Origin of the sequence: Peribacillus sp. FSL M8-0224 (genome assembly GCF_038003055.1) — a bacterium.
Taxonomy (GTDB): domain Bacteria; phylum Bacillota; class Bacilli; order Bacillales; family DSM-1321; genus Peribacillus; species Peribacillus frigoritolerans.
Window position 1 is genome coordinate 5,236,879 of sequence record NZ_JBBOOJ010000001.1, and the last position, 25,353, is coordinate 5,262,231.

Annotated in this window: 19 protein-coding genes and 1 pseudogene; 5 read left to right on the top strand and 15 right to left on the bottom strand. The window is 43.4% G+C overall.

Features of this window, described 5'->3' with window-relative positions:
* Positions 1-30: 30 nt before the first annotated feature.
* Both MKX49_RS25485 and MKX49_RS25490 read right to left on the bottom strand, forming a co-directional pair.
* The gene (locus tag MKX49_RS25485) at positions 31-1,023 is read right to left on the bottom strand and encodes a PTS transporter subunit IIC (RefSeq protein ID WP_340878618.1); all 993 of its coding nucleotides are present in this window, start codon (positions 1,021-1,023) and stop codon (positions 31-33) included.
* 402 nt (positions 1,024-1,425) lie between these two features.
* Entirely contained in the window at positions 1,426-2,331 is a 906-nt protein-coding gene (locus MKX49_RS25490) for a LysR family transcriptional regulator (protein WP_048685649.1), read from the bottom strand.
* Positions 2,332-2,486: 155 nt separating this feature from the next.
* Between MKX49_RS25490 and gdhA the strand changes: the two genes are divergently transcribed.
* Positions 2,487-3,869: an NADP-specific glutamate dehydrogenase gene (gene gdhA, locus MKX49_RS25495; RefSeq protein WP_053536971.1), complete on the top strand. Its 1,383-nt coding sequence runs from the start codon at positions 2,487-2,489 to the stop codon at positions 3,867-3,869.
* Between the two features lie 185 nt (positions 3,870-4,054).
* Here gdhA and rbsB read toward each other — a convergent pair whose 3' ends face one another.
* The 12 genes from rbsB to MKX49_RS25555 form a co-directional block, all read right to left on the bottom strand.
* Positions 4,055-4,975: a ribose ABC transporter substrate-binding protein RbsB gene (rbsB, locus tag MKX49_RS25500; RefSeq protein WP_340878224.1), complete on the bottom strand. Its 921-nt coding sequence runs from the start codon at positions 4,973-4,975 to the stop codon at positions 4,055-4,057.
* A 15-nt stretch (positions 4,976-4,990) separates the two neighbouring features.
* On the bottom strand, positions 4,991-5,935 hold the full coding sequence (locus tag MKX49_RS25505; protein WP_034316083.1) for an ABC transporter permease: 945 nt from the start codon (positions 5,933-5,935) through the stop codon (positions 4,991-4,993).
* Between the two features lies 1 nt (position 5,936).
* Entirely contained in the window at positions 5,937-7,418 is a 1,482-nt protein-coding gene (locus MKX49_RS25510) for a sugar ABC transporter ATP-binding protein (RefSeq protein ID WP_340878225.1), read from the bottom strand.
* A gap of 18 nt (positions 7,419-7,436) precedes the next feature.
* Positions 7,437-7,829, bottom strand: a complete 393-nt coding sequence (gene rbsD / locus MKX49_RS25515) for a D-ribose pyranase (protein ID WP_340878226.1) — start codon at positions 7,827-7,829, stop codon at positions 7,437-7,439.
* Positions 7,826-8,710, bottom strand: coding sequence for a ribokinase (rbsK, locus tag MKX49_RS25520; protein ID WP_063595563.1), 885 nt, complete (start codon positions 8,708-8,710; stop codon positions 7,826-7,828). Before rbsK ends, rbsD begins: the two co-directional genes overlap by 4 nt.
* On the bottom strand, positions 8,707-9,693 hold the full coding sequence (locus tag MKX49_RS25525; RefSeq protein WP_048685640.1) for a LacI family DNA-binding transcriptional regulator: 987 nt from the start codon (positions 9,691-9,693) through the stop codon (positions 8,707-8,709). Before MKX49_RS25525 ends, rbsK begins: the two co-directional genes overlap by 4 nt.
* Positions 9,694-10,251: 558 nt before the next feature.
* Entirely contained in the window at positions 10,252-12,063 is a 1,812-nt protein-coding gene (locus MKX49_RS25530; RefSeq protein ID WP_340878227.1) for an IucA/IucC family protein, read from the bottom strand.
* A gap of 21 nt (positions 12,064-12,084) precedes the next feature.
* Entirely contained in the window at positions 12,085-13,413 is a 1,329-nt protein-coding gene (locus MKX49_RS25535; protein WP_340878230.1) for a lysine N(6)-hydroxylase/L-ornithine N(5)-oxygenase family protein, read from the bottom strand.
* Positions 13,388-13,972, bottom strand: a complete 585-nt coding sequence (locus tag MKX49_RS25540) for a GNAT family N-acetyltransferase (protein ID WP_340878231.1) — start codon at positions 13,970-13,972, stop codon at positions 13,388-13,390. The genes MKX49_RS25535 and MKX49_RS25540 overlap by 26 nt, the downstream gene beginning before the upstream one ends.
* Positions 13,962-15,764 carry an IucA/IucC family protein gene (locus MKX49_RS25545; RefSeq protein WP_340878232.1) on the bottom strand — a complete coding sequence of 601 codons (1,803 nt, stop codon included), beginning with the start codon at positions 15,762-15,764 and terminating at the stop codon, positions 13,962-13,964. The genes MKX49_RS25540 and MKX49_RS25545 overlap by 11 nt, the downstream gene beginning before the upstream one ends.
* A 2-nt stretch (positions 15,765-15,766) precedes the next feature.
* Positions 15,767-17,275 carry a pyridoxal phosphate-dependent decarboxylase family protein gene (locus tag MKX49_RS25550; protein WP_340878234.1) on the bottom strand — a complete coding sequence of 503 codons (1,509 nt, stop codon included), beginning with the start codon at positions 17,273-17,275 and terminating at the stop codon, positions 15,767-15,769.
* Positions 17,276-17,282: 7 nt separating this feature from the next.
* Positions 17,283-18,635: an aspartate aminotransferase family protein gene (locus MKX49_RS25555; protein ID WP_048685631.1), complete on the bottom strand. Its 1,353-nt coding sequence runs from the start codon at positions 18,633-18,635 to the stop codon at positions 17,283-17,285.
* 256 nt (positions 18,636-18,891) lie between these two features.
* On the opposite strand from MKX49_RS25555, the pseudogene MKX49_RS25560 reads away from it, so the two are divergent.
* The 4 genes and pseudogenes from MKX49_RS25560 to pepT all read left to right on the top strand — a co-directional run bounded on the left by MKX49_RS25560 (position 18,892) and on the right by pepT (position 22,994).
* Positions 18,892-19,483, top strand: a pseudogene (locus MKX49_RS25560) (VTC domain-containing protein).
* Positions 19,480-19,860, top strand: a complete 381-nt coding sequence (locus MKX49_RS25565; protein ID WP_323596442.1) for a hypothetical protein — start codon at positions 19,480-19,482, stop codon at positions 19,858-19,860. The pseudogene MKX49_RS25560 and the gene MKX49_RS25565 overlap by 4 nt, the downstream one beginning before the upstream one ends.
* A gap of 292 nt (positions 19,861-20,152) precedes the next feature.
* A complete protein-coding gene (locus MKX49_RS25570; protein WP_318291581.1) occupies positions 20,153-21,616 on the top strand; it encodes an alpha-amylase in 1,464 nt (487 codons plus the stop codon).
* Between the two features lie 142 nt (positions 21,617-21,758).
* Complete coding sequence (gene pepT / locus MKX49_RS25575; protein ID WP_340878235.1) at positions 21,759-22,994, top strand: peptidase T; 1,236 nt, start codon at positions 21,759-21,761, stop codon at positions 22,992-22,994.
* 63 nt (positions 22,995-23,057) lie between these two features.
* Here the strand turns inward: pepT and MKX49_RS25580 are convergent, their stop codons facing one another.
* Positions 23,058-25,127, bottom strand: a complete 2,070-nt coding sequence (locus MKX49_RS25580; RefSeq protein ID WP_340878236.1) for a catalase — start codon at positions 25,125-25,127, stop codon at positions 23,058-23,060.
* Between the last annotated feature and the right edge of the window lie 226 nt (positions 25,128-25,353).

Consider the following 25,353-nt stretch of genomic DNA (forward strand, 5'->3'; position numbering starts at 1 on the left):
TAACCTGGCTGGTTTCCAAGAAAACTTTGATTATGAAACTTCCAAATGAAGATCGCCTGGCTTAACTTTACCCATCATCTTCAATACGCGATGTAAGGCAAGCGTGATCACAGCTGGCAATACCATCCCCACTGCCACATAAACCAAGAACGTGTATAGCCCCTGACCGGTTATGATCGCAATCGGGGCAATCATTGAACTTAACCCCATGCCTCCAAGCTCATACGGCACTTGAAAATCGAATGCCAAGGTAGCGATAGGCGCACAGATGATTGCCGCCACAAAAGGCGGAACTACATATAATGGTTTTTTGATCAGGTTAGGAAATTGAACTTTTGGCGTAACGACCATCTGTGCCAGGAACCCGCCCATATCATTATCTTTATAAGACATGACAGTGAACCCGACAAACTGAACCGTACATCCGATTAGGGCCGCAGCACTGGAAACGGGATCTAATTGCAGGGCGATCGCCAATGCGGCGGAAGACGCCGGTGTCATCAATAAAATGCTCCATACCAAGGCTATGACCATGGAACCGATTAATGGGGAACCCTCGACCGCAGCGGTAGTTTGACTGCTTATCCATGTTAGGAGCGGAGTGGTGACAAGAGCCAGGCCATATCCCGAAACTCCACCGACAAGAACGGCACCCATTGGGATGGCCATGATGTCCAACTTCGTTTTGCCGATTATGCGCTTACCTATATATGTTGCAATCACCGCTGCCAAGATAGCACTTAGCGGCTGGCCCGTAACAATCGTGAAGGCACCCTCAGCCGTTTTGTGAATGGCAGCACCTCCAACAGCACTTGAAGCCATGGCGCTAAAGATAATTAATGAATTTCCTCCTAGCTGATAGGCGATTCCTGCTCCTAAAGCTGGTGCCAGTAAGACCTTCGCGGCCCCGCCTATTGCCAGAAAGACCTCCCAACCTAAATATCCCCCTATGGATTCAAACAATAACCCGATCCCTAATGTAACCAAAACAGCGTTGGCTATCCCTGTTGATGCCTTGTACATTCGATCGCTGATGTATTCTTTCCTGCTCACTTTATCTCCACTCCTTGTTAATTATCAGAATATTCAATTTAGTAAAATCGAAAAAAAAATAAAGGTCTTCATTTAAAAAGCCTATTAAGTATATCGTACCACTACCTGAATGTCTGTTAATGTCTGTTCGTATAATAACATGAATTTTCTGATAATGTAAGTGATATTTTTATTCTAAAAAAATAAAAGCGCTTTCAAAAATAAAGGTTTAACACATTACTGTTCAATAAAAATCAATAACTCATTATTTCAAAATAAGTTATCCCCTTTTAAGGATGCCTACATGGAATACTTAGGTACATTTGCGACAAAAAAAAGAACCCGATTAAGGATTCTCTCATTGTATTTATGCCTTTTCTAATAGCTATCATCCTATTTTTGAAATCCTTCCAATTTGGCAAAAGTGTCCTTCAAGTATTGGTAAAACAATTTCTCCGTTGGCATCAGTTCCCTATCAGTCGGAACGATGACCCCTACAGCCCTGGTTACAGATGGATTCTCCAGCGGCAGTTTAACCGTAAAACGCGGCAAGCTATCAATCAAGGAAATCTCAGGTATCAAAGTTATACCCAGACCTGCCGCCACCAGGCCTTTTATGGCATCAGTATCTTTCCCTTCAAATGCCACCTCCGGTTCAAAACCATGCAATTTGCAAGCTTTCATAACGAGATCCCTTAAAACATAACCCTTTGGAGATAAGATGAACGGATTTCCTTGAAGCTCATTCAAGGATAGTGATTTCTTCAGGGCCAAAGGATGGCTTTCTGGCAGAAGGGCAACTAAGTTCTCAATAAACAGCGTTTCCCCTTTGATTTTCTTTTCATTCACCGGCAGGGGGCCAATCAAGGCCATGTTAATGTTTCCTTTAATCACAGAATCTATCAGGTAGCGATAGGAACCTTGTTTCAATGTGAATTTCGCCTGGGGGTAACTTTCCCTGAAGTCGGAAATGACCCTTGGCAATACATAAGAAGCCAAACTGCTGGGAAAGCCAATGCGGATTGTCCCTTTTTCCGGATCCAGACTTTCGGCCATCTCACGCTTGGCACGATTGATTATATCCATAGCTTGTTCCATATGAGATAAAAATGTATGGCCTATAGGCGTCAATCTAATCTTTCGGCCTTCCCTGATAAATAAGGGCACACCCAGCTCTTCTTCTAAATTGTATATTTGGCGACTGACAGCAGACTGGGCAACATGCAAATCCACTGCTGCTTCCGTCATATGTTCACGCTTTGCCACTTCAATGAAATATTCAATTTGCCTTAATTCCAATCTAAGCTCCCTCTTTCATATCAAAACAGCATGTTATTTATCTAATATTCAGATTGTTCGTTTCATTTTTAAATTATATCATGAAAGTATCATATAAAAACCGATAGACTTACCCTATTTAATATTTTATGACTTTAACTAAAGGAGAGAAAACAATGACCACTTCACAGGAAGTCGAACATGAGGAATTGCAGGTTGCCAGAGAGTTCGTAAGTCAAGTATACGCACAGGTAAAGGAACGTAATCCTCACGAAAGTGAATTCCATCAAGCAGTAAAGGAGATATTCCTTTCATTGGTCCCGGTTTTTGCAAAACATCCAGAATATATGAAAAGCGGGATATTGGAGAGGCTGGTAGAACCCGAAAGAATGATCACCTTCCGTGTCTCTTGGGTTGATGACCTGGGTAATGTTCAAGTCAACCGTGGTTTTCGTGTGCAATTCAACAGTGCAATCGGACCATTCAAAGGCGGACTCCGTTTCCACCCCACTGTCAATTCCAGCATCATAAAATTTCTTGGTTTCGAGCAAATCTTTAAAAACTCGCTTACTGGCCAGCCGATCGGTGGGGGTAAAGGCGGGTCGGACTTCGATCCAAAAGGAAAATCGGATGCGGAAATCATGCGTTTTTGCCAAAGCTTCATGTCGGAACTATCTCGTTATATCGGCCCTGATACAGACGTACCGGCTGGTGATATCGGAGTCGGTGCAAGGGAGATCGGTTACTTGTTCGGTCAGTATAAAAAGATGCAAGGCAGCTACCATGCCGGTGTTTTAACCGGTAAAGGCATAAGTTACGGCGGAAGCTTGGCCCGTACAGAGGCGACTGGATATGGAACGGTTTACTTTGTCGAAGAAATGCTAAAAGACAAAGGGTTACAATTCCATGGCAGCACTGTCGTTATCTCAGGGTCGGGCAATGTATCCATTTATGCCATTGAAAAAGCTACACAGCTAGGCGCTAAAGTTGTTGCATGCAGCGACTCCAATGGCTACATATATGATGAAAATGGACTGAATCTTGATACAGTTAGACGTCTAAAAGAAGTGGAACGAAAACGTTTAAGCGAGTATGTCGATGCGCACCCGGAGGCTGTATACCATGAAGGAAGCTACGGCATCTGGTCTGTACCATGCGACATCGCACTGCCTTGTGCCACACAAAATGAAATCGATGAAGAAGCAGCAAAATTACTGGTCAAAAATAATGTGAAGGCAGTCGGTGAGGGCGCTAATATGCCTTCAACCCTTGAGGCCATTGATGTATTCCTTAATAACGGCATCCTTTTTGGACCAGCAAAGGCAGCCAATGCAGGCGGCGTAGCCGTGTCTGCACTCGAAATGGCCCAAAACAGTGCCAGGATGCCTTGGACTTTCGAAGAAGTCGATGCCAAGCTGCATGAGATCATGAAAAATATCTATAAAAATAGCATAGAGGCCGCCGAAGCATATGGTGCGCCTGGCAATTTAGTTGTCGGGGCCAATATTGCCGGATTTCTTAAAGTGGCGGATGCGATGCTGACTCAAGGTGTACTCTAGCAATCAATAGATGTAATGGGCGGTTCCGACACGGGGCCGCCTAAAAAAATGAACTCACTTTTCTATCTCCCTCTTATTGATATCATTTCAAGCTGAATATCCACACTAAAATCACATCAATGAGATCAAAACACTACAAAAAGAGTGCCGGAAGATTTCCGGCACTCTTTTTGTTTGGGAGACAATCACTCTTTGGTGACCAATTTCAATGGAACGGATATTGTGTCATCCACTTTGTCGCCTTTTAAGATCTTTTCAGCCGCATTAACCGCTTCTTCACCGATAAGTGCCGGTTGTTGGGCGATTGTAGCTTTTAGTTCACCGTTTTCAACTGCTTTCAATGCATCATCATTTCCGTCAAAGCCAACGACGATGATGTCTTTGCCTGCCGCCTTGATTGCTTCAATGGCTCCTAGTGCCATTTCATCATTATGGGCGAATACCGCTTGGATGTCTTTATTGCCTTGCAGGATATTTTCCATTACGTTAAGCCCTTTTGTCCGGTCGAATTCCGCCGTTTGACTTGTCAGGACCTCTAACTGCTTGTCCGCAATATTATGGAAACCTTTCCCGCGTTCACGAGTTGCAGATGCTCCGGATACCCCTTCAAGTTCCACTACTTTCGCTTTTTCGCCAAGCTCTTTAACTAGATATTCTGCAGCCATTTCCCCGCCAGCCACATTATCGGAAGCGATGAACGTTTCAATGTCGCCTTCGTCTGAAGAGCGGTCAATCGTGATGACGGGAATGCCCGCATCATTTGCATCTTTAACGGCTGAAGATATTGCCGCAGAGTCAGTTGGATTCACAAGAAGGACATCAACCTTTTGAAGGGTTAAATCTTCAATTCCGCTGATTTGCTTTGCCGTATCATCCTGGGCGTCAACAACTGTGACTTTCATGCCCTTTTCTTTTGCCTCTTTTTCAATACCATCTTTTAAGGAAACGAAGAATGGGTTGTTTAAAGTAGAGATGCTGACCCCGACTTTCACGTCTTTCATCGAGTCTTTCTTTTCCTTTTTATCATCTGTTAGACCAGAATCCATTGAACAGGCAGCCAAGACCATTAAAGAAAGAACCATGATGATCGTTACTATTTTTTTCATTGATTACACCTCTTCTTATGATTTTTTACGGTCAAGTAAGACCGCGATTAATATAACTGCACCTTTTACCACTTGCTGGTAGAAGGAGGATACACCAAGTAAGTTCATGCCGTTATTCAAGGTACCGATGATCAGGACACCCACCAGCGTACCGAACAACCGCCCTTTACCGCCTGAAAGGCTCGTTCCGCCCAGCACCACGGCTGCGATGGCATCCATTTCATAGGATTGTCCTGCCGTCGGCTGTGCCGAATTCAGACGCGATGTTAAAATGGCACCGGCGATTGCCGCCATCGTACCAGCCAGACCATATATGGCCACCTTGACCCGGTCAACTTTAATCCCCGAAATCCGGGAAGCCCTTTCATTTCCGCCGATGGCATATGTTTTACGGCCAAAGGATGTTTTATGAAGCAGGAACCATAGGATCATGAAAGCGATGATCATCACAACGGCCGGTACCGGCACTCCCAGGAAGTAACCTCTCCCAAGCATCTGAAACATAACGGAATCGCCAATTCCAGTAATCGGCTTTCCATCCGTGTACACAAGCGTTAATCCCCGGAAAATCGTCATGGTGGCCAGTGTCACGATGAAAGGGGCCATCTTACCCTTTGAAACGAGAATCCCATTGATTACACCCATTATTGCACCTAGTAGAATGCCCACCAATATGGCCAAGATCGGATCTAATCCCGAGACCATCATACCAGCCATGAGTGCGCTGGATAGAGCTAAAATGGAACCGACGGATAAGTCAATGCCGCCTGTCAATATGATAAAGGTCATTCCAAATGCAATAAGTGCATTGATGGAGGTTTGACGCAATAAATTCAAAATATTATTCGGTTCCATGAATGATGGATTTAAAACGGTTATTACGATAAATAAAAGTACCAGGGCGAGTAACGGACCAAATTTTTGCCAAATCCCGCTTTTCCCTGTAGCCTCAAGTTTCATCCTAGTTCCCTCCTGTCGCCAATGCCATAATTTTTTCTTGCGTCGCTTCCTGCTTTAACAATTCCCCAGCAATCCCACCTTCGTGAACCACAAGGATTCTATCGCTCATTCCAATGATTTCCGGAAGTTCCGAGGAAACCATGATGATGGCGATGCCTCGTTCCGTCAATTCATTCATCAATTCGTAAATTTCACGTTTTGCACCAACATCTATGCCCCGGGTCGGTTCATCCATAATTAAAACTTTAGGGGAAGTGCCGATCCATTTGGCGATTACCACCTTCTGTTGATTTCCTCCGGATAGGTTGCCGATGATCGTTTCAACAGAAGATGTCTTCACGTGAAGGCGCTTAATCATCATTTCGGCAAAGTTCATCTCATCTTCCGTTTTCACGATACCGCTAGGAGCAAAACTCTTGAGATTCGGCAAGCCGATATTTTCCCTTACAGAAAAGTCGAGGATCAATCCCTCTTCTTTACGATTTTCCGTAATGAAAGCCAGGCCTTGTCGAACTGCATCCGTTGGTTTTCGTATGGAAACTTTCTTGCCTTCAATGGTGATTTCACCGCTGTCTATTTGGTCGACACCAAAAAGGGCGCGCATTATTTCCGTTCTGCCTGCTCCCATTAATCCGGCTACACCGACAATCTCACCTTGCCGAACCGCGAAATGGATATCTTCAAAAATCCCCTTTCTGGTTAAACCTTTCACATCAAGGACTATGTCGCCAGGATTCGCTTCACGATGAGGAAAACGGTCCTCCAGCTCCCGCCCGACCATTTTTTGAACGACTTCATCGAAATTTGTTTCTGCAATTCTTTTCGTATCGACTGTCTTTCCGTCACGCATTACGGTGATCCTGTCACAAATGGCGAATATTTCTTCCATTCGGTGAGAAATATAAACAAGCGATACACCCTTTTTGGTAAGCCCCCTCATCACTTCAAAGAGCTTCTCTATTTCCCTATCAGTCAAAGCGGCCGTTGGCTCGTCCATGATGATGACTTCGGCATCCGTCATGAGCGCCTTGGCAATTTCAATCATTTGCTGTTCACCGACAGAACAGGATCCGGCTTCCTTATCAAAAGGAAGGGAAATATTAAGTGTTTTAAAAATCTCCTTTGCACGCGCTTTCATTTGTTTCGTCTTCAGGACACCGAAGCCATTCACCATTTCCCTGCCGATAAATAGATTCTCCAGCACGGTCATTTCGGGCCAAATATTCAATTCCTGACGGATAAAGGCCATTCCCGCCTCTTCGGCTTCCTTTGAATCCTTGAAGGAGGTTTCTTTACCGTTAATCTCGATCGTTCCTTGATCTTGTTTATGCAGCCCGGTCAAAATGTTCATCAAGGTTGATTTCCCCGCTCCATTTTCCCCCATTAGTGCATGCACTTCCCCAGCCTCTAAAGAAAAATGAACACCTTCCAATACCTTGTTTTGACCAAATGCTTTATAAATATTGTGCATTTCGATTTGCATGCTCATCATCTCATTTCTTTAAAAGAATACTCCAGACTGCAATATGCAATTTGAATATGGCGTCGTCTCCCCGGTCCGGATAATGGCTTTCGCGTTACTTGTCAGCCTTTTAAAATCCTCATGGGAAACATATTCAATCGCTGCTCCGAATTGGTGCTCCATGTATTGATGCTGTTCCGGGTTTTTAACCTTCACTTCTGTGGCAGCGATAACTTTTTCAACAACCATATCTTCGTGAACCGCCCGGACGACATCTTGAAATGATGGCGTCCCAGGCCTCAATGCCAAATCTATCTTGCAAACTCCGGGCGGCACCGGCAGCCCGGCATCACCTACGACAATATAATCGGTATGACCAAGGTCAACCAGGACCTTGGCTATTGAACTATTGATGATTCCTTGACGTTTCATGCTTCAAAGCCCCTCTCGACCTCTACCCTTTGCGGCATGCCGCCTTGAGCGCCTAATTTCGTTACGGAAATGGAAGCTGCCCGGTTCGCGAACAACAAACTTTCGCCAAAACTTTTTCCTTCTGCAACAGCCACCGCAAAGGCAGCATTGAATGTATCCCCTGCACCTGTTGTATCCACCGCTTCCACTTCAAAGCTTGGAACAATCTTTTCTTCATGTCCATCAAAGTAACGGACGCCATTTTTTCCTTCGGTAATGAATAATTTATTTGGATACTCAGTCAAGACTTCCGTTCTATCTCTCCCATCGAATAGTATCTCGAATTCATGTTCATTCGGAGTAAGGAATGATGCCTGTTGAATGACAGCCTCGCTTAGCTTGCGGGCGGGAGCTGGATTCAATAGTAATCTCTTTTGAAGCATGTTGCACAAGTCAGCCAGATACTCCACAGTTTCCTCAGGTATTTCCTGCTGAACCATCACGATATCCGATTCCTCTATCACCTTTTTCGCCTTTTCTACATATTCAGGAGTAATGAAATCATTTGCACCTTTTACGACTATAATGCTGTTATCACCTTCCGAAAGGGTAATGTGTGCTGTCCCGGAAGCAGAACCTGTAACCGGTTCCACATACTGCGTGTTTACATGATTCTTTTTCAGATTTTCTAAGATGATCTCTCCATAGACATCATCTCCCACACATCCAACCATTGACACTTCTGCACCAAGACGTGCCGCTGCAACAGCCTGATTGGCTCCCTTTCCTCCAGGAACCGTGATAAAGGACTCTCCTAAAACCGTTTCCCCCGCCATTGGCCGTTTAGCTGATGTCACCACTAAGTCCATTGACGAGCTTCCCACTACTGCAATTCTAATCATGTCTTCTCCGCCTTCCTTCTCGTTGTTTGTCTCTCCACAAAAGAAACAGGGAGCTTTTTATGTGTTACTTCCATTTTTTCTTGATTGATCCTTTTAATTAGCATTTCCGCCGCATGTGCCCCCATCTCATAGGCTGGCTGCCGAATGGTCGATAACGGTGGGTGCAATAACGCTGTGAAGGAGATATCATCATAGCCGATCAATTGTATGTCTTCCGGTATCCGTATTCCCCGTTTTAAAATCTCTTGAAGTGCTGCGGCTGCAACAATATCATTACAAGCAATGATTCCATCCGTTTCCGGATATTGCTCGAAAAGCTGCTTGACGCATGTTTGGCCGCCCTGAAGAGTCAGGGATGAATCCATGACTTGCACGTTCACTTTTGCTTGTTTCAATTCTTCCAATGCTGCCATATACCGTTCATATACAGGCTTTATTTCCACTGGCCCCCTAATGAGGACGATATTCGTACTGCCTCTATCCAGCAATACGCGTGCTGCCAGCTTACCGCCTGTCCTTTGATCGGAATAAACAGCTGGTAATTTCTCTGCTGTACGGTCGAGAAGGACAACTGGAATATCCAGATTATCGAAATTCTCATTGGCTTCTTCACTAGTTGAAGCAATCATGCCCACTACATTGTTTTGCAGGAAAGTGTCAATATATTCTATTTCTTTATCTCGCTTTTCATCACTATTTCCAAAAATCAACCGATAACCAAACTGCTGCAGATAATCCTCGACACCTCTTGCCATTTCTGGGAAGAAGGGATTCGTAATGTCCGGCAAAATCAAACCAACCAATTTGGATTTACGATTGTAGAGGGATCTTGCCACTTCATTCGGTTTATAATTCAATTTTTCAACAGCTGCCATGACCACCTTTTTTGTGTCCTCATGTGCATAACCACTGCCATTCATAACTCTGGAAACCGTTGCCACAGAAACTCCAGCTTCCTTTGCCACATCCCGAATAGTTGCCAAAATATCACCCTCTACGCTTTTGTGTAACCGTTTACACATAGCTTATCACCAATTTAAATGAACGGCAAGCCCTATCTCAAAGATAATTTTTAGTGAATTTGACCCAAAGAGGATAACACAATCCGTTTTTTATGCGTACATTTCGTCTCTTTGATTTTCCCTTTTATAGGTTTAACACCCACATTACCTCAGATTTAATCTATTTAAATCATAAAAGACTGTAGACAACATCAGTTCTACCTTACCGTTAAAACTAAGTTGATTGGAGCGGAAATCAACGGTCAAATTGTAAAAACCATAAAAATACTGTGGAAAGGTGGTCGGATCACATATTAACATCTTTAACTCCTTAGATATGGTTTCTATCTAAATTTAATAACAAAGTTGATTGGAGTGGAAGGTACGAGACTCCTGCGGGAAAAGCGTGTCTAGGGGAGACCCCATAAGGAGCAAGCCGAGGGCTGACCGCCCGCGGAAAGCGAGTGCCTGAAGCGGAAATCAACGGTCAAATTGTAAAACCATAAGAAAACTGGCTCAAAAGTCTGAGCCAGTTTAACTTTATAGCGTTTTTGCAGGTAACTTTTCATAAAGGGCATTATTCACATGCCCAAACTCAGATGCATGCGGACGGTCTTCACCATCGCTATACCCATATTGAAGCATCCGATTTCTATTCAGGCAGAGCTTTGTTAATTTTGGCGCAAAGAAATTGAACGTATCGAAACGATCCCGTAACATAGGGAATTTTTTCTGATGTGTAAGGATTGTTCGAGCGACGCCTTCCCAAAAAGCATTCTCATCCAAAAGGGACCTCTTCATCAGAAGTGTTGACAAGTATCGGAAATGACAGATGAATAGTCCCGTGAAAATGAATTGGACCAGCCCCTCCGGAGTCTCACTTCTTAGTACTTTCCTTAAATCATCAGGAAGGCTGCTTAATTCAGGAAGCGGCTGATCACTTACGTTTACATCATCTACAAAATCCTTGATGGCCAAACGGTGAGGTTTGTAATCCTTCAAAACTAAAATGGTATTTTGACCATGCGGCGAGAAGACCAATCCATATTGATAGATGAAATGCAGTAATGGTGATAGGATGACGTCAAATAATTGAGCTGTCCAGTCTTCTGCAGTCAATCCCGATTTTTCAATAAGACTTTCCACATATGGTTTACCTTTGCTGTCGGCATGTAAAAGGGACGCAAGCGTAATGGGCTTTTCTCCTTCTTCCATATAACTGTAAATGCTTTCTCTCCAAATCCCCCCCAGCATCTCCAAATATTGATACGGTACATTCTCTAGCTTGGAATAATACGGGTGATCAACATTTAAACTGGCCACTTCACCAGGAAGCACTACTTTGCATCGTTCTTTCAAGAATGAATCATTTTCATAAATATTCTTTATATACGTTGTGATTTTTGGGGCAATGACCGTGCGTTCAGCTGGCAATCCACGGTATACTAGCGTATTTAAAATGCTCATCGGCAGCTTGACGTGGTGTTTATCCTTATTCGATACATTAACAAATGTCCGGATTGATTGTTGCGGCAAATATTTATCAGGACCATTTCCCAAAGCTACGATCAGCCCTTTAGCCAAGTCATCGGTAAAGTTCTGGATGATTACATTCTTCCACTGCCATTCATGAACTGGGAGGTAGTAATAGTTTTCTGCGTTCAGCCCTTTTTCTATCAATGTCTTTGCAAATGATTTTTGGGTTTCCCCATCCAGTTCATTCTCCATCAATTGCTTATAGGATAACGTTTCGACTGAATTGAACTCACCCCTGGTTTTATGGACGGCAATCCAGGATAACTGAACTTCCTTCTGGTTTTCTGGGGCGAACTTCAAATAATCATCATAACCGAAACCGATTCTTCCCTTGTTATAAGCAATCCAAGGGTGACCGCTCATTTCGCCTTCAAGTAATGCATAATCCAGTTCGACTAAATCATCCGCATCTTGTTCAGGTTTGGATAGCAATTGGAGATCCGCAAGCAGTGTATGATGGAATTCTTTGATTAAATGTCCTGTTGTTTCTGCAGTCATCCCAATTAATGGCTGGATGTCCAAAATGAATTGAATAGCATCTTTAGCCTGTGTAAAACCTTCCGTTTCACATACCTGGATCGACTCGGCCTGTACTTCATAGCTGTCAAAAAGACGGGGCGACGCTAAAAATCGATAAGATTTCCCCTCATTTATCTTTAACTCATATAGATTTCCTGCTGCGTTTTCGTTCAGGACAGCTGGATGGATCATATCTTCATACATATACTCAGAAATCATCTTGGCCAGCAGGTTTTGGTTTACTATCGACCAATTTTTTTCTGAAACTGCCTGTTCCACTTCATTTATGAACTGCATATAATTCTCCCTTCCCTTTTCTTAGTAAGCCATGACAGGTGTTTTTACACGGAATGACTGAAATGCACCCTTTGGCTTCGATGGATAAACTTCTTTACCTGCCAATTGATTGATGATAATCGAGTTTCGGAATGCCCCCAGGCCTAGATCCGGAGCACCCACACCATGTGTATGTATCTCGCCATTTTGAATAAATAGGTGATTCGGTGTAGAGATGGCCGTCCCTACCTTATAGTCTTTCGTTATTGCAAGACGCCCCAAGTCATCTCGGACTAAATGGTCTTCCATCGTTTCAAGGAATGCCGGAAGGGTTGATTTATATCCCGTCCCAAAAACAATCGCCTCTGTGTCCACATCAAATTCGCTATCTTCAACCCACTGTCGGCATTTCAATTGCCAGCCATTTTCGGCGGGTGTAACTGCCGCAACTTCCGTCATGGCCCGAAGTTCAATGGCAAGTTCGGCATTTCCAATCGATTTCTCATACATCTTGTCAAAAATTGCTGCAATGGTCGTAGCGCTAATCCCTTTATACAATAAATCCTGTTTCGGCAGGATTTCGTCCTTCTTTTCCTGCGGCAGCCGATAAAAGAAATCAAGGTAATCTGGAGTGAAGTATTCCAACCCGAGTTTTGAATATTCCATAGGGAAAAATCCCTTGGATCTTGTATACCAGTTTAGCTGGTAGCCATATTCCTCCTGCTCATTAAGCAAATCCAGAAAGACCTCGGCTGCACTCTGTCCAGATCCGACAACCGTTACGGATTTTTTCTTTAAGACGTTTTCTTTATTCCGTAAATAATCGGCCGAATGCAGGATGCTCTCTCCCATATAGGGCTGAAAGGCCGATGGAACAGTCGGGGAACTGCCAATTCCCATGACTACATGGCGGCTAAAATAGACTTCGATCTTTTGTGTTTGTACATCCCTTACACTGATTTGATAGCAGGGTTCACCTTGATCTCCTATATATTCAACCGCCTCCACCGCTTTGCCAAAACGGCAGCTATCAAGTTGATGGGCAGCCCAGCGGCAATAGTCGTTATATTCTTTTCGTGGAATCAAGAATTTTTCAAGGAAGTAGAAATGATAAAGCCGATCATGCTGCTGTAAATAATTCAGGTAGCTATATGGGCTTGTCACATCTGCCATGCTAACCAGATCGGCAAAGAACGGCACTTGCAGCGTTGTCCCTTCCAGCAGCATCCCTTCATGCCAATTAAATTCCCCCTTTTTCTCAAAAAAGACGGCATTCAACTCCGGGGTTTTCTCCAAAAGGGCCGCAAGTCCAAGGTTAAATGGACCAATCCCTATCCCTACCAGGTCATAGATAGATTGTTGCTTCTCCATAGTTCCACTTCCTCTCGAAATTCCCCCGTGTGCATGACATAAGCAATGCTGTTTTGTCAGGGAGTTCTATCTCTTTAATTGGGGTAAACCCGCATTTTTCAAATAAATGAATCATCTTTGCATTCCTGATATCCGGTTCAGCCATCACTTTGTTTGTGGTTGAAGTCAGTAGTTGGAATTTCACCATTGCCCGTAAAAACGGCAAAGCCAGTCCTTTTCCTAGGTAATCCGGATCACCAATGAGTAAGTGAATGCCTTGATCTCCCTCTTCGGATTCATAATAATCTTCGATGATATCGCCTTTTACCCAATACGATTCCCAATAGCTCATGGGAATGGAGTCCAGACAGCCTAAATAGAGTGTTTGGTGTGTATCAGCCAATGCCTTTTTTAAATGAACAGCGAATTTTTCTTTTGTGAAATTCAAATTCCAGTAGGGTATCACATGATCTTCATGCATCCATTCATGCAGTGTATCCAAATCCCTCTCAAATTCAACTTTGATAAATGAAAGCTGCTTATTACAGTCCTTAAGCATTTCTTCATAACTATTTTTCATGGACGGCCATAACCCCCTGCGCGAACGGATTATCAATCGTTGTATAAACGGATTGTGTCTCAAGTGAACCGACAAGCTCATCCATATCATGGAATCGTGTCAGTAAATTAGCCTTACAAGATAATTCCCGGGCATGAAGCAATTTTGAAACAACTCGATTCACCCCTTCATCTCCGCTTTCCGTGCTGCATGTTTCCAGTTGTTCCTGAACGAGCTGTAACAGTTTGTTCTCTGATACTAATCCTTCTGTTCCAAAATTATTGATTAAGCCTAGTAAGTGATTAAAAAAGAAATAGTATTGCAGTCTTTCTTCAGCGACTTCATCAGAACAAATCGTGAAGCTTTTTTTACTTAGTTCCGGCATGATCTTCTGCAGCCTGTCCACTTTGGACTCACAATAGTAATACCCTTGATTATCACGATAATAAAAAGCGGCTGGATACCCATCTTGAAGTTGAATGATGGAATTTTGTTGATGGGCTTCCAAAACGATTCCATACTCTTCAAATAGCCAAAGCATCGGTTTCAATGTCATGGACAGATAGGTTTTGAACCAATCCTCACTTACTTCTTCGGTACTGCGGTCTTCTTCAGCTGATAATTTGCGGATGATCGCTCCAAGCCTTGATGGTGCACCATAAGCATTATCCTGACATAAGCCGGCAATCAGGCTTGCTTGTTTATCGTTTTCATAAAAAGGATTTTCCCGGATATCAACATCGAATCCCGATTCTTGCTCGGTCGTTTTGATCGTTAAGTAAGAAGGATCCTTGATGATACGAAAGGAGGGGTGCCGTTCTTTTAGATCGTCTCCCACTTTAGAATCCATTAATTTTGCAATTTCGACACCGCGATCTAATTCTTTTTGCAGATTAGCACGTAAGGAATTCGTGATTTTAACCGGAACGGAAAATTTGTACATATATCTTGATGTGGGACTATATACCGTTCTAAATGAAGAAGTGGCCGTGAATTTTTTCCCGAGCGGCCCTGCATAAACTAGTGTCCCTTGCTCGATTAGCTTCTTGACCTCTTCTTTTTCGATAAGGGCTTTTGCCTGGAGCGGGTGTGCCGGGATGATGGTATATCGGCTTTCCTCTTGGCAATACGTTCGACGGAATTCACTGGATATCTCCAAGTCACCGGCTAATTCCTGTTTGATGATCTCACTTGCCGATCGGTCTTCACTGGAATCCTGGATGACAATCGAAGGATCTGCCAGGAAGTAGTGCAGCTGAAACTGGCCTTTTAATTCGGGTGAATAGATCCATTCATCTTTTTCCGAAATGCCTTGCTTGCTTTTCGGTGTCGGATGGAACAGGTGCCCGAATAAAAGCGACTGTTCTGCTTCGATATAGGTGAAATCGGGACTTTGAAGGGCATCAGCGTCTTCGGTCCTGGCTTCGACATACCGTTGAATATTTTGGCTGCTTAGGATGACACGCAGCATCAATTCATCTTCACTATCCGTCCGGCCCTGCTCATTCAATAATTCTTTAGAAACAATCGAGACCATTGTCACGTAATCTAATTCATGTACTTGTTTGGATCCCGTTTGATAGTAAACCGGGAAGTGGAAAATATGACGCCCCGTTTCCGACCAATATTTAAGCGGAACAAGCAATGCAATGTCTTGGGATGTGAGCTTACTGACCATTAATGAATCCGGAATGGGCCCCTCCAAATTCGGCCAGTTTTTCGTTTCTTCTAACCTGCAATTTCCGGTTTCCCGGAAATAGCAATTCAGAAAGCTTTGCATCGTCGCCCTTTCAGCTATTTGCTTACCATTCATCTTCATTCCTCCATCATCTTGAACATTTCACCTAATACTCGAATTTCGTCTAAAATGTCCTCTATGTGTTCAAGCCTTGTCATTGGGTTCAATAGTGTCATTTTTAAATATACCTGTCCTTCAAAACGTGTTTTTGCTAAAAATGCCCGTCCGCTTTTCAGTAATTCCTGCTGAATCTGTTTATTTAATAGATTGACTAACTGATCGCTTTCTCCTTCGGGATTATAACGGAATACAACCGCATTCAATTCAGGGGCTTTATTCAATACTGTGAATCCTTCCTCTTTATCGATTTTCACAGCCACCTCACGTGCAAGGTGACAAGTATAATCGATCATTTCGGCAAAGGTATCCAGTCCAACGACCTTCAATGACATCCAGAGCTTCAGTGCGTCGAACCTTCTCGTCGTTTGAACCGATTTATTGACTAAGTGAACCATGCCCTCCGCTTCATCTTCCTGTGGATTCAAGTAATCTGCGTGATGCTGGATATATTGGAATGAGTTGCTGTCAGAGACAAGAAAAGCACCACAGCTGATGGGTTGATAGAATAATTTGTGAAAATCAACCGTAATCGAGTCGGCCCGTTCAATACCGCTGATTAAGTCTTTGTAATCCTTACTTAAAATCATCGCGCCTCCATATGCGGCGTCCACATGCAGCCATATCCCATTCTTCCTTGCAGCTTCGGACAATTCATGTAATGGATCGATTGAACCAAAATCCGTTGTTCCACAAGTTGCAACGATGGCAAATGGCAGTAATCCCTGTTTCTCCAAAAGCAGCAATTGATGATTTAATTCGTCTATGGACAAACGGTGATTTGCATCCGTTTTGATCGTGATTACAGCCTGTTCTCCAAGCCCCAGCTGTGCCGCTGACTTCCGAACCGTAAAGTGGGCAGCCTCTGAGCATAAGATCCGCAATTTACTCGCCTCGACCGGCAAGCCATGCTGTTGAACGTCAACACCCCAGAATTTCTTACAATATGCGTCCCTAGCCAATAGCAGGCCCATATAATTAGATTGGGTTCCACCGCTTGTAAAAATCCCATCCGCTTGTTCCGGTAACCCTACCTGGCTGCAAAGCCAATTTATTAAACGCTCTTCAACGAAGGTTGCCGACGAGCTTTGGTCCCATGAATCCATGGATTGATTCAACGTACCGATAACCATTTCGGCAGCAACGGCTGGTATTAATGTCGGGCAATGCAAATGTCCGATACAAGCAGGGCTGTGTACATTGATGCTGTCATTAATAACAAACTCTGCCAGCTCATCCGCCACTGCTTCCAGTGTCTCCCCTTTTAGGGAAGCGGGGGGCAGCCCGCTTAATCTTGCTTCGATTTCATACGGTTTTTTCCCAGAGTATGGTGAATGATTCCCTTTTAAAAAGTTGGTCAGCTTTTTTTCAATGATTTTCAATGACTGGCTGTAGTTATTGAAGCCTTCTTCGTTATTCAGGAACATCCGGGAATAAGCAAAGTCCGTTTTATTTATCGTTTCGATCATTGATCATTCACCCTCTTGCAACAGCTGCACGAACAGCTTGTTCAAAAATTGCAGTGGCCTCGCGAAGCTGGGATTCCGTTACGATCAATGGAGGCAAGAACCTCACTACACTTCCATGTCTGCCGCCAACTTCCAGAATCAACCCTCTTTGAAAACATTCCTGTTGAATGGCACTGGCAAGTTGCGAATCAGCAGGATGGCTTCCATTCGCATTTTGCGGTTCTTCATGATTGATCATTTCTACTCCGACCATTAATCCCCGGCCCCTGACATCGCCGATCTGCTTAATATCTTTTTGCAAATCTTTAAGAATATCCTTTAAGAGTTCTCCCATTTTAGCGGCATGCTCCACAAGATTCGTCTCTTTCATGAATTTTAAAGTAGCAGTTCCTGCTGCCATCGCCATTTGATTTCCGCGGAACGTACCGATATGTGCACCTGGTGACCATAGGTCCAGCTCTTTGTTATAAATCACCACCGATAATGGAAGACTTCCGCCTATTGCTTTGGATAGGACAAGTACGTCCGGGACGATTCCTGCATGTTCAAACGCAAACATCTTCCCTGTACGGCCGATACCTGATTGAACTTCGTCGATAATAAGCGGGATGCCCTTCTCCTTCGTTATTCTTCTGATTTCCTTAAGCCATGGAATTGGAGCTGGTATGGAACCTCCCTCGCCTTGTACTGCCTCCAAAATCATCCCTGCAGGTGCCAATAATCCTGATTCGGGATCATTCAATAGATTTTCGATATACTGGCTGCTGATTTTATGGCTTTCTTCTCCCCCTACTCCGAAGGGACAGCGATATTGATAGGGATACGGCAGGAATTGCACATCTGGCATTAACCCTTGGATTTTTTCCTTTGGTTTTGTATTGCCGCTGATTGACATCGTTGCATGCGTTGCCCCATGGTAAGCTCCCTGGAAAGATAAAATGCTTCTGTTGCCTGTCGCTGTCTTAACCAGTTTAAGTGCTGCCTCGATGGCATCTCCGCCAGTAGGGCCGCAGAATTGAATTTTTGCATTTTTTCTGAATTCCTCTGGCAGGCATTCAAAAATTTCATCGACGAATTGTTCTTTGATCGGCGTCGTAAAGTCCAATGTATGTAAAGGACGTTTATCCTTAATAACTTTTTCCATCGCTTCAAGCACTGCCGGATGATTGTGTCCGAGTGCTAATGTTCCAGCCCCGGCAAGAAAATCAATATATCGTTTTCCATCCATGTCTGTCAGGTAAATTCCCTCCGCCTGATCGATCGCCATGGGTAATCTTCTAGGATAAGATCGGGCATTTGATTCCCTTGTATTTTGTTGTTCCAGTAGTTGGTCATTTTTCGTAAGCGTGTTCGTTATCATAGTGAACCTCCATGTACTGAATTAATTGAGAATAATTATCATTATTGTGTAACCTATTCTAATGATAATGATAATTATTCTCAATGAGTAAATTCACTCATTTTTCTTCTAGTAAATTCCAATAAAATTAAGAAAAGGTTAAAACTGGGGCCTACTCTCTATTAATCTATTGAACATAAAAATGTTGTTAAGGTTTTATTAAGATTCTGTTTATAAGCTGAATGCAGTCAAAAATCAAGGAAAAGGAGGAACAACAATGAATGGTTTAAAGGGAAGGCGGGAACTCAAACATGCAATCACCAAAGCAGATTGTCATTTATTAAGAAAAAACCTGCAAAACTTCATGAGGCTTGATCCGCATGGGCTGGATGGGAAATATTTAATTCGAAGTGTCTATTTCGATAACTTTGACAATAAAATCCTGCGGCAAAAAACAGAGGGATTTTATCACAGGGATTAGTTCAGGGGACATACATTGGATGTCCGGGGATTCAAGGGATATCCTTAGGGACTTATATGTTCAAATGACCCTTTTCCAAATCAAGCCGACAACCGTCGTTGACTATGAAAGGGAGGTATTCATCTATGAATATGGAAATGTGCTTGTCACCTTTGACAGTAATGTGAAAACGAGCTATCGGGATACGGACTTCCTGAATCCCGAATTAATCATGGTTGATGCTTTAGACCCAGATTGTGTCATCCTGGAAATAAAGTTCGACGAATTTCTTCCGGATATCATCAAACAATTGTTATCCATCATCGATACTAGAAAAACAGCCTTTTCAAAATACCAATTAAGCAGAAGATACGGATTGCCACAGATTTTTTCGCTGAAGAAAATATGACAGCAATGACCACTGAAATTTCTACATTGATCACACCATATGTGAAAAAGGATCCAACCAAGTTTTATACAATGGACGAGTATACAGAAGCAACGGCAAGCGAGGAAACCCTGGTTGACTTCGCTGTCCAACGTGCTGAATCGATCTTGGCGCAGCTTTCTGGAGACCTGGTTGTGGAGGCCGAGACAGAAAGCAGTATGGGCGGCGGAGAGAATGATGCACCTCCTGGTATAGACGGGAACATGAGCCAAAAGGGGGCAGGCAACAACAGCAGCTCCTCCAAAGATACGATCATTCTATCTTCCGTGCTCCTACTCTTATTAATCGGTGCAATGGCTTTCGCCCACTTCTTTAAACGAAGAGGTAAAAAAGGATAGTAGACTTACGAAAAATTGAGGTATCCCAAAATTCGGGATGCCTTTTTTGAATTGGCGTATAGCCTTTTTCGGGTTATTCCTCCACATTTGATTAATTTTTAACTGCTAATCAATATAAAATACCCTTATTTGGTATAAAATAGTAAAATAGAGAGGTAAATGAACCTCAATCAAGAGGGTTATTCACTTGTTTATCATTTGATTTTAGTGGGTAAAGAATTCCATTATTACTTTATCCGATTGCATTAGTTTCACTTTTTTTAAAATCGGGTCGGTGTCAGGGGGGAAACGGATGAAAAGAAATCATACGATGATGCAATTTTTTGAGTGGCATCTTGAGGCAGATGGTTCTCATTGGGACAGATTGAAATACGCAGCCTCCAAGTTAAAGGATATAGGAATTGACTGCGTTTGGCTTCCGCCAGTTACCAAAGGGCAATCCGTTGGGGATAATGGATATGGAATATATGACGGTTACGATTTGGGGGAATTTGACCAAAAAGGAACAGTTCGTACCAAATACGGGACCAAAGATGAATTGCTGCAAGCAATAGCCACTTGCCATAACTACGGACTTTGCGTTTATATTGATTTAGTCATGAACCATAAAGCAGGAGCTGATGGAACCGAAAAATTTGAAGTGATTGAAGTCAATCCAGACAACCGGATGGAAGATATCTCAGAACCATTTGAAATGGAAGGCTGGACAAAATTCGATTTTCCGGGCCGTAAAAATAAATACTCTGACTTTAAGTGGAACCATACTCATTTTAATGGTACAGACTATGATGCCGAAAACGACAAAATGGGTGTATTTCGAATCACAGGCGAAAATAAGCACTGGAATCCGCATGTCATCGATGAATTCGGAAACTATGATTATTTAATGTTTGCCAACATCGATTACAGCCTGCCGGAAGTTCGTCAGGAAATGATTAGCTGGGGAAAATGGATGGTTGATACGTTAAAGTGTGATGGTTTTCGTTTGGACGCCGTTAAGCATATCGATTATGAATTCATCAATGAATTTCTCCAAGAACTCATTCCATATACAAAGGAACATTTCTTCATGGTCGGCGAATTTTGGAAGGCGGATGTTAAAGCTTGTCAAACTTACTTAGAGCAAACCAATCATGACCTCAACTTGTTCGATGTTTCCCTGCATTATAAATTTCATGAGGCCTCAAAAGCAGGAGCAGACTTCGACCTCTCAACCATCTTTGATGATACCCTCGTCCAAACCAATCCGGCACAGGCCGTCACTTTTGTTGACAACCATGACTCCCAGCCTCATGAATCACTGGAATCTTGGGTAAAGGACTGGTTCAAACCATCGGCATATGCACTTACCCTGCTTAGACTTTGCGGTTATCCGTGTGTCTTTTACGGGGACTATTATGGAATCGGCGGACCCTCTCCCGTGCCTGGGAAAAAGGATATCCTGGATCGCCTACTATATGCCAGGTATGAAAAAGCTTACGGAGAACAGACCGACTACTTTGATGATCCAAATACGATAGGATGGGTCCGGCACGGAGTTGAAGAACTAGAAGGCTCGGGGTGTGCCGTCATTATCTCCAATGGAGATCACAACAGTGAAAAAAGGATGTTCGTCGGTGAACATCGTGCTGGTGAAATCTGGATTGATTTAACATGTCATAAAGATGACCACATTACCATTGAAGATGATGGTTTTGCGACCTTCCCCGTTCATGGGAAAAGCGTTTCCGTATGGGCCTTGAATAATCCACTCTAAAAAGGGATGGCAAAGAACGGCATGTCGCTTTCAGATATGCCGTTCTTTGCTGATGACACCGCCCTTGAAGATTTGAAATAAAGATAATTTTTCCATTTTAATTAATCATGGTAAGATAAGGGAGAAAGGAGTTGAAGGAAAAGTGAAAAATGAAATCATTGAAAGATTCACTTCTTATGTGAAAGTGGATACCCAATCAAATGAGGAAAATCCCTCATGCCCCTCTACACCCGGACAGCTGACATTGGCAAATGCATTGGTCAAGGAACTTCAATCCATTGGGATGAAGGAAGTGACAATGGATCAGAACGGCTATGTCATGGCAACCTTGCCAGCCAATTCAAATAAGGATGTCCCGACAATCGGTTTCTTGGCCCATGTCGATACAGCAACGGATTTCACCGGAAAAGATGTAAAACCGCAAATCGTTGACAACTATGATGGTAAAGATCTTACTTTACATGAAAAATTGGATGTCATTCTTTCACCTGATGATTTTCCTTCGCTTAAGAACTATATAGGGCATACCTTGATTACAACAGATGGGACAACCCTGTTGGGAGCAGATAATAAGGCTGGAATTGCCGAAATCATGACTGCCATGGATTATTTGATCCAGCATCCGGAAATCAAGCATGGAAAAATCCGTGTTGCCTTTACTCCCGATGAGGAAATCGGCAGGGGACCCCATAAGTTTGATGTAGATGCCTTTGATGCCCAATTTGCCTACACCGTGGACGGTGGCCCGCTTGGAGAACTTGAGTATGAGAGCTTCAATGCAGCATCGGCCAAAATCCTGATCAAAGGGACGAATATTCATCCTGGAACGGCTAAAGGAAAAATGGTGAATTCGGCAAAAATCGCCATGGAATTCCATAATAAGCTCCCAGCGGCAGAAGCACCGGAATATACGGAGGGTTACGAAGGATTTTATCATCTGCTTTCCTTTCATGGTGATGTGGAAGAGACCAAACTTTCTTACATCATCAGGGATTTCGACCGCCAAAAATTCAATGAACGCAAGGAATATATAACAAAAGTAATCGAGGATTTAAAAGAAAAATATGGGCAAAACCGAATCCAGCTCGAATTACACGACCAATACTTCAACATGAAGGAAAAAATTGAGCCCGTGAAGGAAATCGTGGATATCGCCTATGAAGCAATGGAAAAACTCGATATAAAACCGCAAATCTCGCCAATACGCGGTGGTACGGACGGATCTCAATTATCGTATATGGGCCTGCCAACACCCAACATCTTTACGGGCGGGGAGAACTTTCATGGAAAATATGAATTTATTTCCGTTGATAATATGATATTGGCCACTAAGGTGATCGTTGGCATTGCATCACTTTTTGAAGAAAAAGCAAAGTAGCTTGATACGAAATATCTATTGAATAAACCCCCAGACTTCAAGTCTGGGGGTTTTCAATAGATATTAAGCGCGTTTCCAGTGACGGTGCTTGGCAATTGCCTCGATAAAGGCAGAACCGCTATTTTTATCCGTAACAGCTACAATGCCTGAAGCTGGATCATTGGAAATGATGCCTGCCTTCGATAAGATCTCGGCCCCTTCTTTTCCCGCACCAATCGCTTTGAAATGATTGTAGGCTTCATCAACAAAGTAAATGGGTTCCTTGGATGCCATTAAAGCATCGACACTCCCCTGCCCCCCTGCCACATATACAGCATCGAAAAGTACCGAATCGGCTGTCAGGAATGTCTGGTTCACCTCGACCTGCTGCCCTTCAGAACTTGTAACCACTCCACGATTATGACTGATGAATTCAGCCGTTATACCTGCCGATTTAAATGATTCCAAGACTTGATTAACCTCTGAACCGTTGAAACCATCTGCAGCCAAGATAGCCACTTTTCTTGTTGCGGCCGTGTTCACTTTCATTTGCTCCTGGCTTAAAGCTGGAGAAGCCAAGTCCATTTGAACCTCACTTTTGTTGGCTGGAGGATTCACGCCCACTCCCATGGCGATCGTTTTGGCCAGTTCAACATCCACATTGCTGAACATCTCGACAATTTGCTGCTGAACATCCTTACTTTTCACTTTTCCCACTTCAAAGTGGAAAGCCTGAATAATATGCTCCTTCTCCACTTCCGTCATGCTATTCCAAAATAGTTTAGCTTGGCTGTAATGATCCTTGAAGCTTTCACTGCGCTGCCGGACCTTCCTGCCATCGACCTTCTCCTGGTAATGTGCATAGCCGCCTTCTCCTTCCGCAGCAGGTTCAGGAGAGTTGCCTGCAAGGGAATTTTTGTGGTAGCTGACCGGCCCTGGATTTATTGACATCCGGTGCATGCCATCGCGCTGATTATTATGAACGGGGGCAACCGTCCTATTAATCGGTAGCTCATGGAAGTTCGGTCCTCCCAATCTGGATAGCTGGGTATCGGTGTATGAGAATAAACGTCCCTGAAGCAGCGGATCATTTGAAAAATCAATACCCGGTACAACATGCCCCGGATGGAAAGCTATCTGTTCCGTCTCTGCAAAAAAGTTATCCGTATTTTGGTTCAAAACCATTTTTCCGATTATTTTAACCGGGATTTGTTCTTCCGGCCATAGTTTAGTAGGATCAAGGATATCAAAGTCGAATTTGAATTCATCTTCTTCCTTAATCATTTGGACGCCAAATTCAAATTCAGGATAATTCCCGGTATCTATCGCTTCCCACAGATCTTGGCGGTGAAAATCGGGATTCTTCCCTGCAATTTTCTGTGCCTCATCCCAGACAAGTGATTTTACTCCCAGTACAGGCTTCCAATGGAATTTAACAAAATGGGCCACGCCTTGTTCATTTACAAAACGGAATGTATGGACACCAAACCCTTCCATCATACGGAAGCTTCTAGGTATGGCCCTATCAGATAGGTGCCACATGACCATATGTGCCGTTTCTTCATTGTTGGCGACGAAATCCCAAAACGTATCATGGGCAGATGCCGCCTGAGGTATTTCGTTATGAGGCTCCGGTTTAACCGCATGAATTAAATCCGGGAACTTAATGGCATCCTGGATAAAAAATACCGGAATATTATTTCCGACCAAATCATAGTTTCCTTCCTCCGTATAAAACTTTGTGGAAAATCCCCTTACATCACGGACCGAGTCTGCCGATCCGCGGGAACCTGCCACAGTGGAGTAACGAACGAATACTGGTGTCTTCACTGAAGGGTCTTGAAGAAACTTGGCTTTTGTATATTCGGTCATCGGTTCATATACCTGAAAATATCCATGTGCACCAGATCCACGCGCATGGACAATCCGCTCAGGAATACGCTCATGGTCAAAATGAGTCATTTTTTCACGAAAATGAAAATCCTCCATCAAAGTTGGACCACGGGTTCCCGCTTTCAAAGAATGCTCATCCTCAGAAACTCGCAAACCTTGGTTAGTCGTCATCTTTTTCCCATTATCGTCCACTCGATATTGATCCAGCTGCCGCTGCTTACTTTGCTCATCGATTCTTCCGCTTTCATTTGCTTTCGTCATCCCACTCAATCCCTCCATGTCTAAGAATTCAGATTAAATCGTGTTGTTTGTCTACAGGATCGTTGACTTCCACTTCAGGCACTCGCTTTTCCCGCAGGAGTCTCGCACCTTACGTTCCAATCAACTTTGTTTTAAAATTGGATAAACCCCTTTTTTCTACAAACAGATGTATTTATTGTTTCGAAATAATTGCATGATCCTTCCTCATATACCACTCTGTTTTGAC

Coding starts and splice junctions, on each gene's coding strand:
- gdhA (WP_053536971.1), top strand. CDS start 2,487: ATGACCACTTCACAGGAAGTCGAACATGAGGAATTGCAGGTTGCCAGA.
- MKX49_RS25540 (WP_340878231.1), bottom strand. CDS start 13,972: ATGAAAAATAGTTATGAAGAAATGCTTAAGGACTGTAATAAGCAGCTT.
- MKX49_RS25485 (WP_340878618.1), bottom strand. CDS start 1,023: ATGTACAAGGCATCAACAGGGATAGCCAACGCTGTTTTGGTTACATTA.
- MKX49_RS25580 (WP_340878236.1), bottom strand. CDS start 25,127: ATGACGAAAGCAAATGAAAGCGGAAGAATCGATGAGCAAAGTAAGCAG.
- MKX49_RS25570 (WP_318291581.1), top strand. CDS start 20,153: ATGAAAAGAAATCATACGATGATGCAATTTTTTGAGTGGCATCTTGAG.
- MKX49_RS25565 (WP_323596442.1), top strand. CDS start 19,480: ATGACAGCAATGACCACTGAAATTTCTACATTGATCACACCATATGTG.
- MKX49_RS25550 (WP_340878234.1), bottom strand. CDS start 17,275: ATGATCGAAACGATAAATAAAACGGACTTTGCTTATTCCCGGATGTTC.
- MKX49_RS25510 (WP_340878225.1), bottom strand. CDS start 7,418: ATGCAAATCGAAATGCACAATATTTATAAAGCATTTGGTCAAAACAAG.
- rbsK (WP_063595563.1), bottom strand. CDS start 8,710: ATGATTAGAATTGCAGTAGTGGGAAGCTCGTCAATGGACTTAGTGGTG.
- MKX49_RS25535 (WP_340878230.1), bottom strand. CDS start 13,413: ATGGAGAAGCAACAATCTATCTATGACCTGGTAGGGATAGGGATTGGT.
- rbsB (WP_340878224.1), bottom strand. CDS start 4,975: ATGAAAAAAATAGTAACGATCATCATGGTTCTTTCTTTAATGGTCTTG.
- rbsD (WP_340878226.1), bottom strand. CDS start 7,829: ATGAAACGTCAAGGAATCATCAATAGTTCAATAGCCAAGGTCCTGGTT.
- MKX49_RS25505 (WP_034316083.1), bottom strand. CDS start 5,935: ATGAAACTTGAGGCTACAGGGAAAAGCGGGATTTGGCAAAAATTTGGT.
- MKX49_RS25555 (WP_048685631.1), bottom strand. CDS start 18,635: ATGATAACGAACACGCTTACGAAAAATGACCAACTACTGGAACAACAA.
- MKX49_RS25530 (WP_340878227.1), bottom strand. CDS start 12,063: ATGCAGTTCATAAATGAAGTGGAACAGGCAGTTTCAGAAAAAAATTGG.
- MKX49_RS25545 (WP_340878232.1), bottom strand. CDS start 15,764: ATGAATGGTAAGCAAATAGCTGAAAGGGCGACGATGCAAAGCTTTCTG.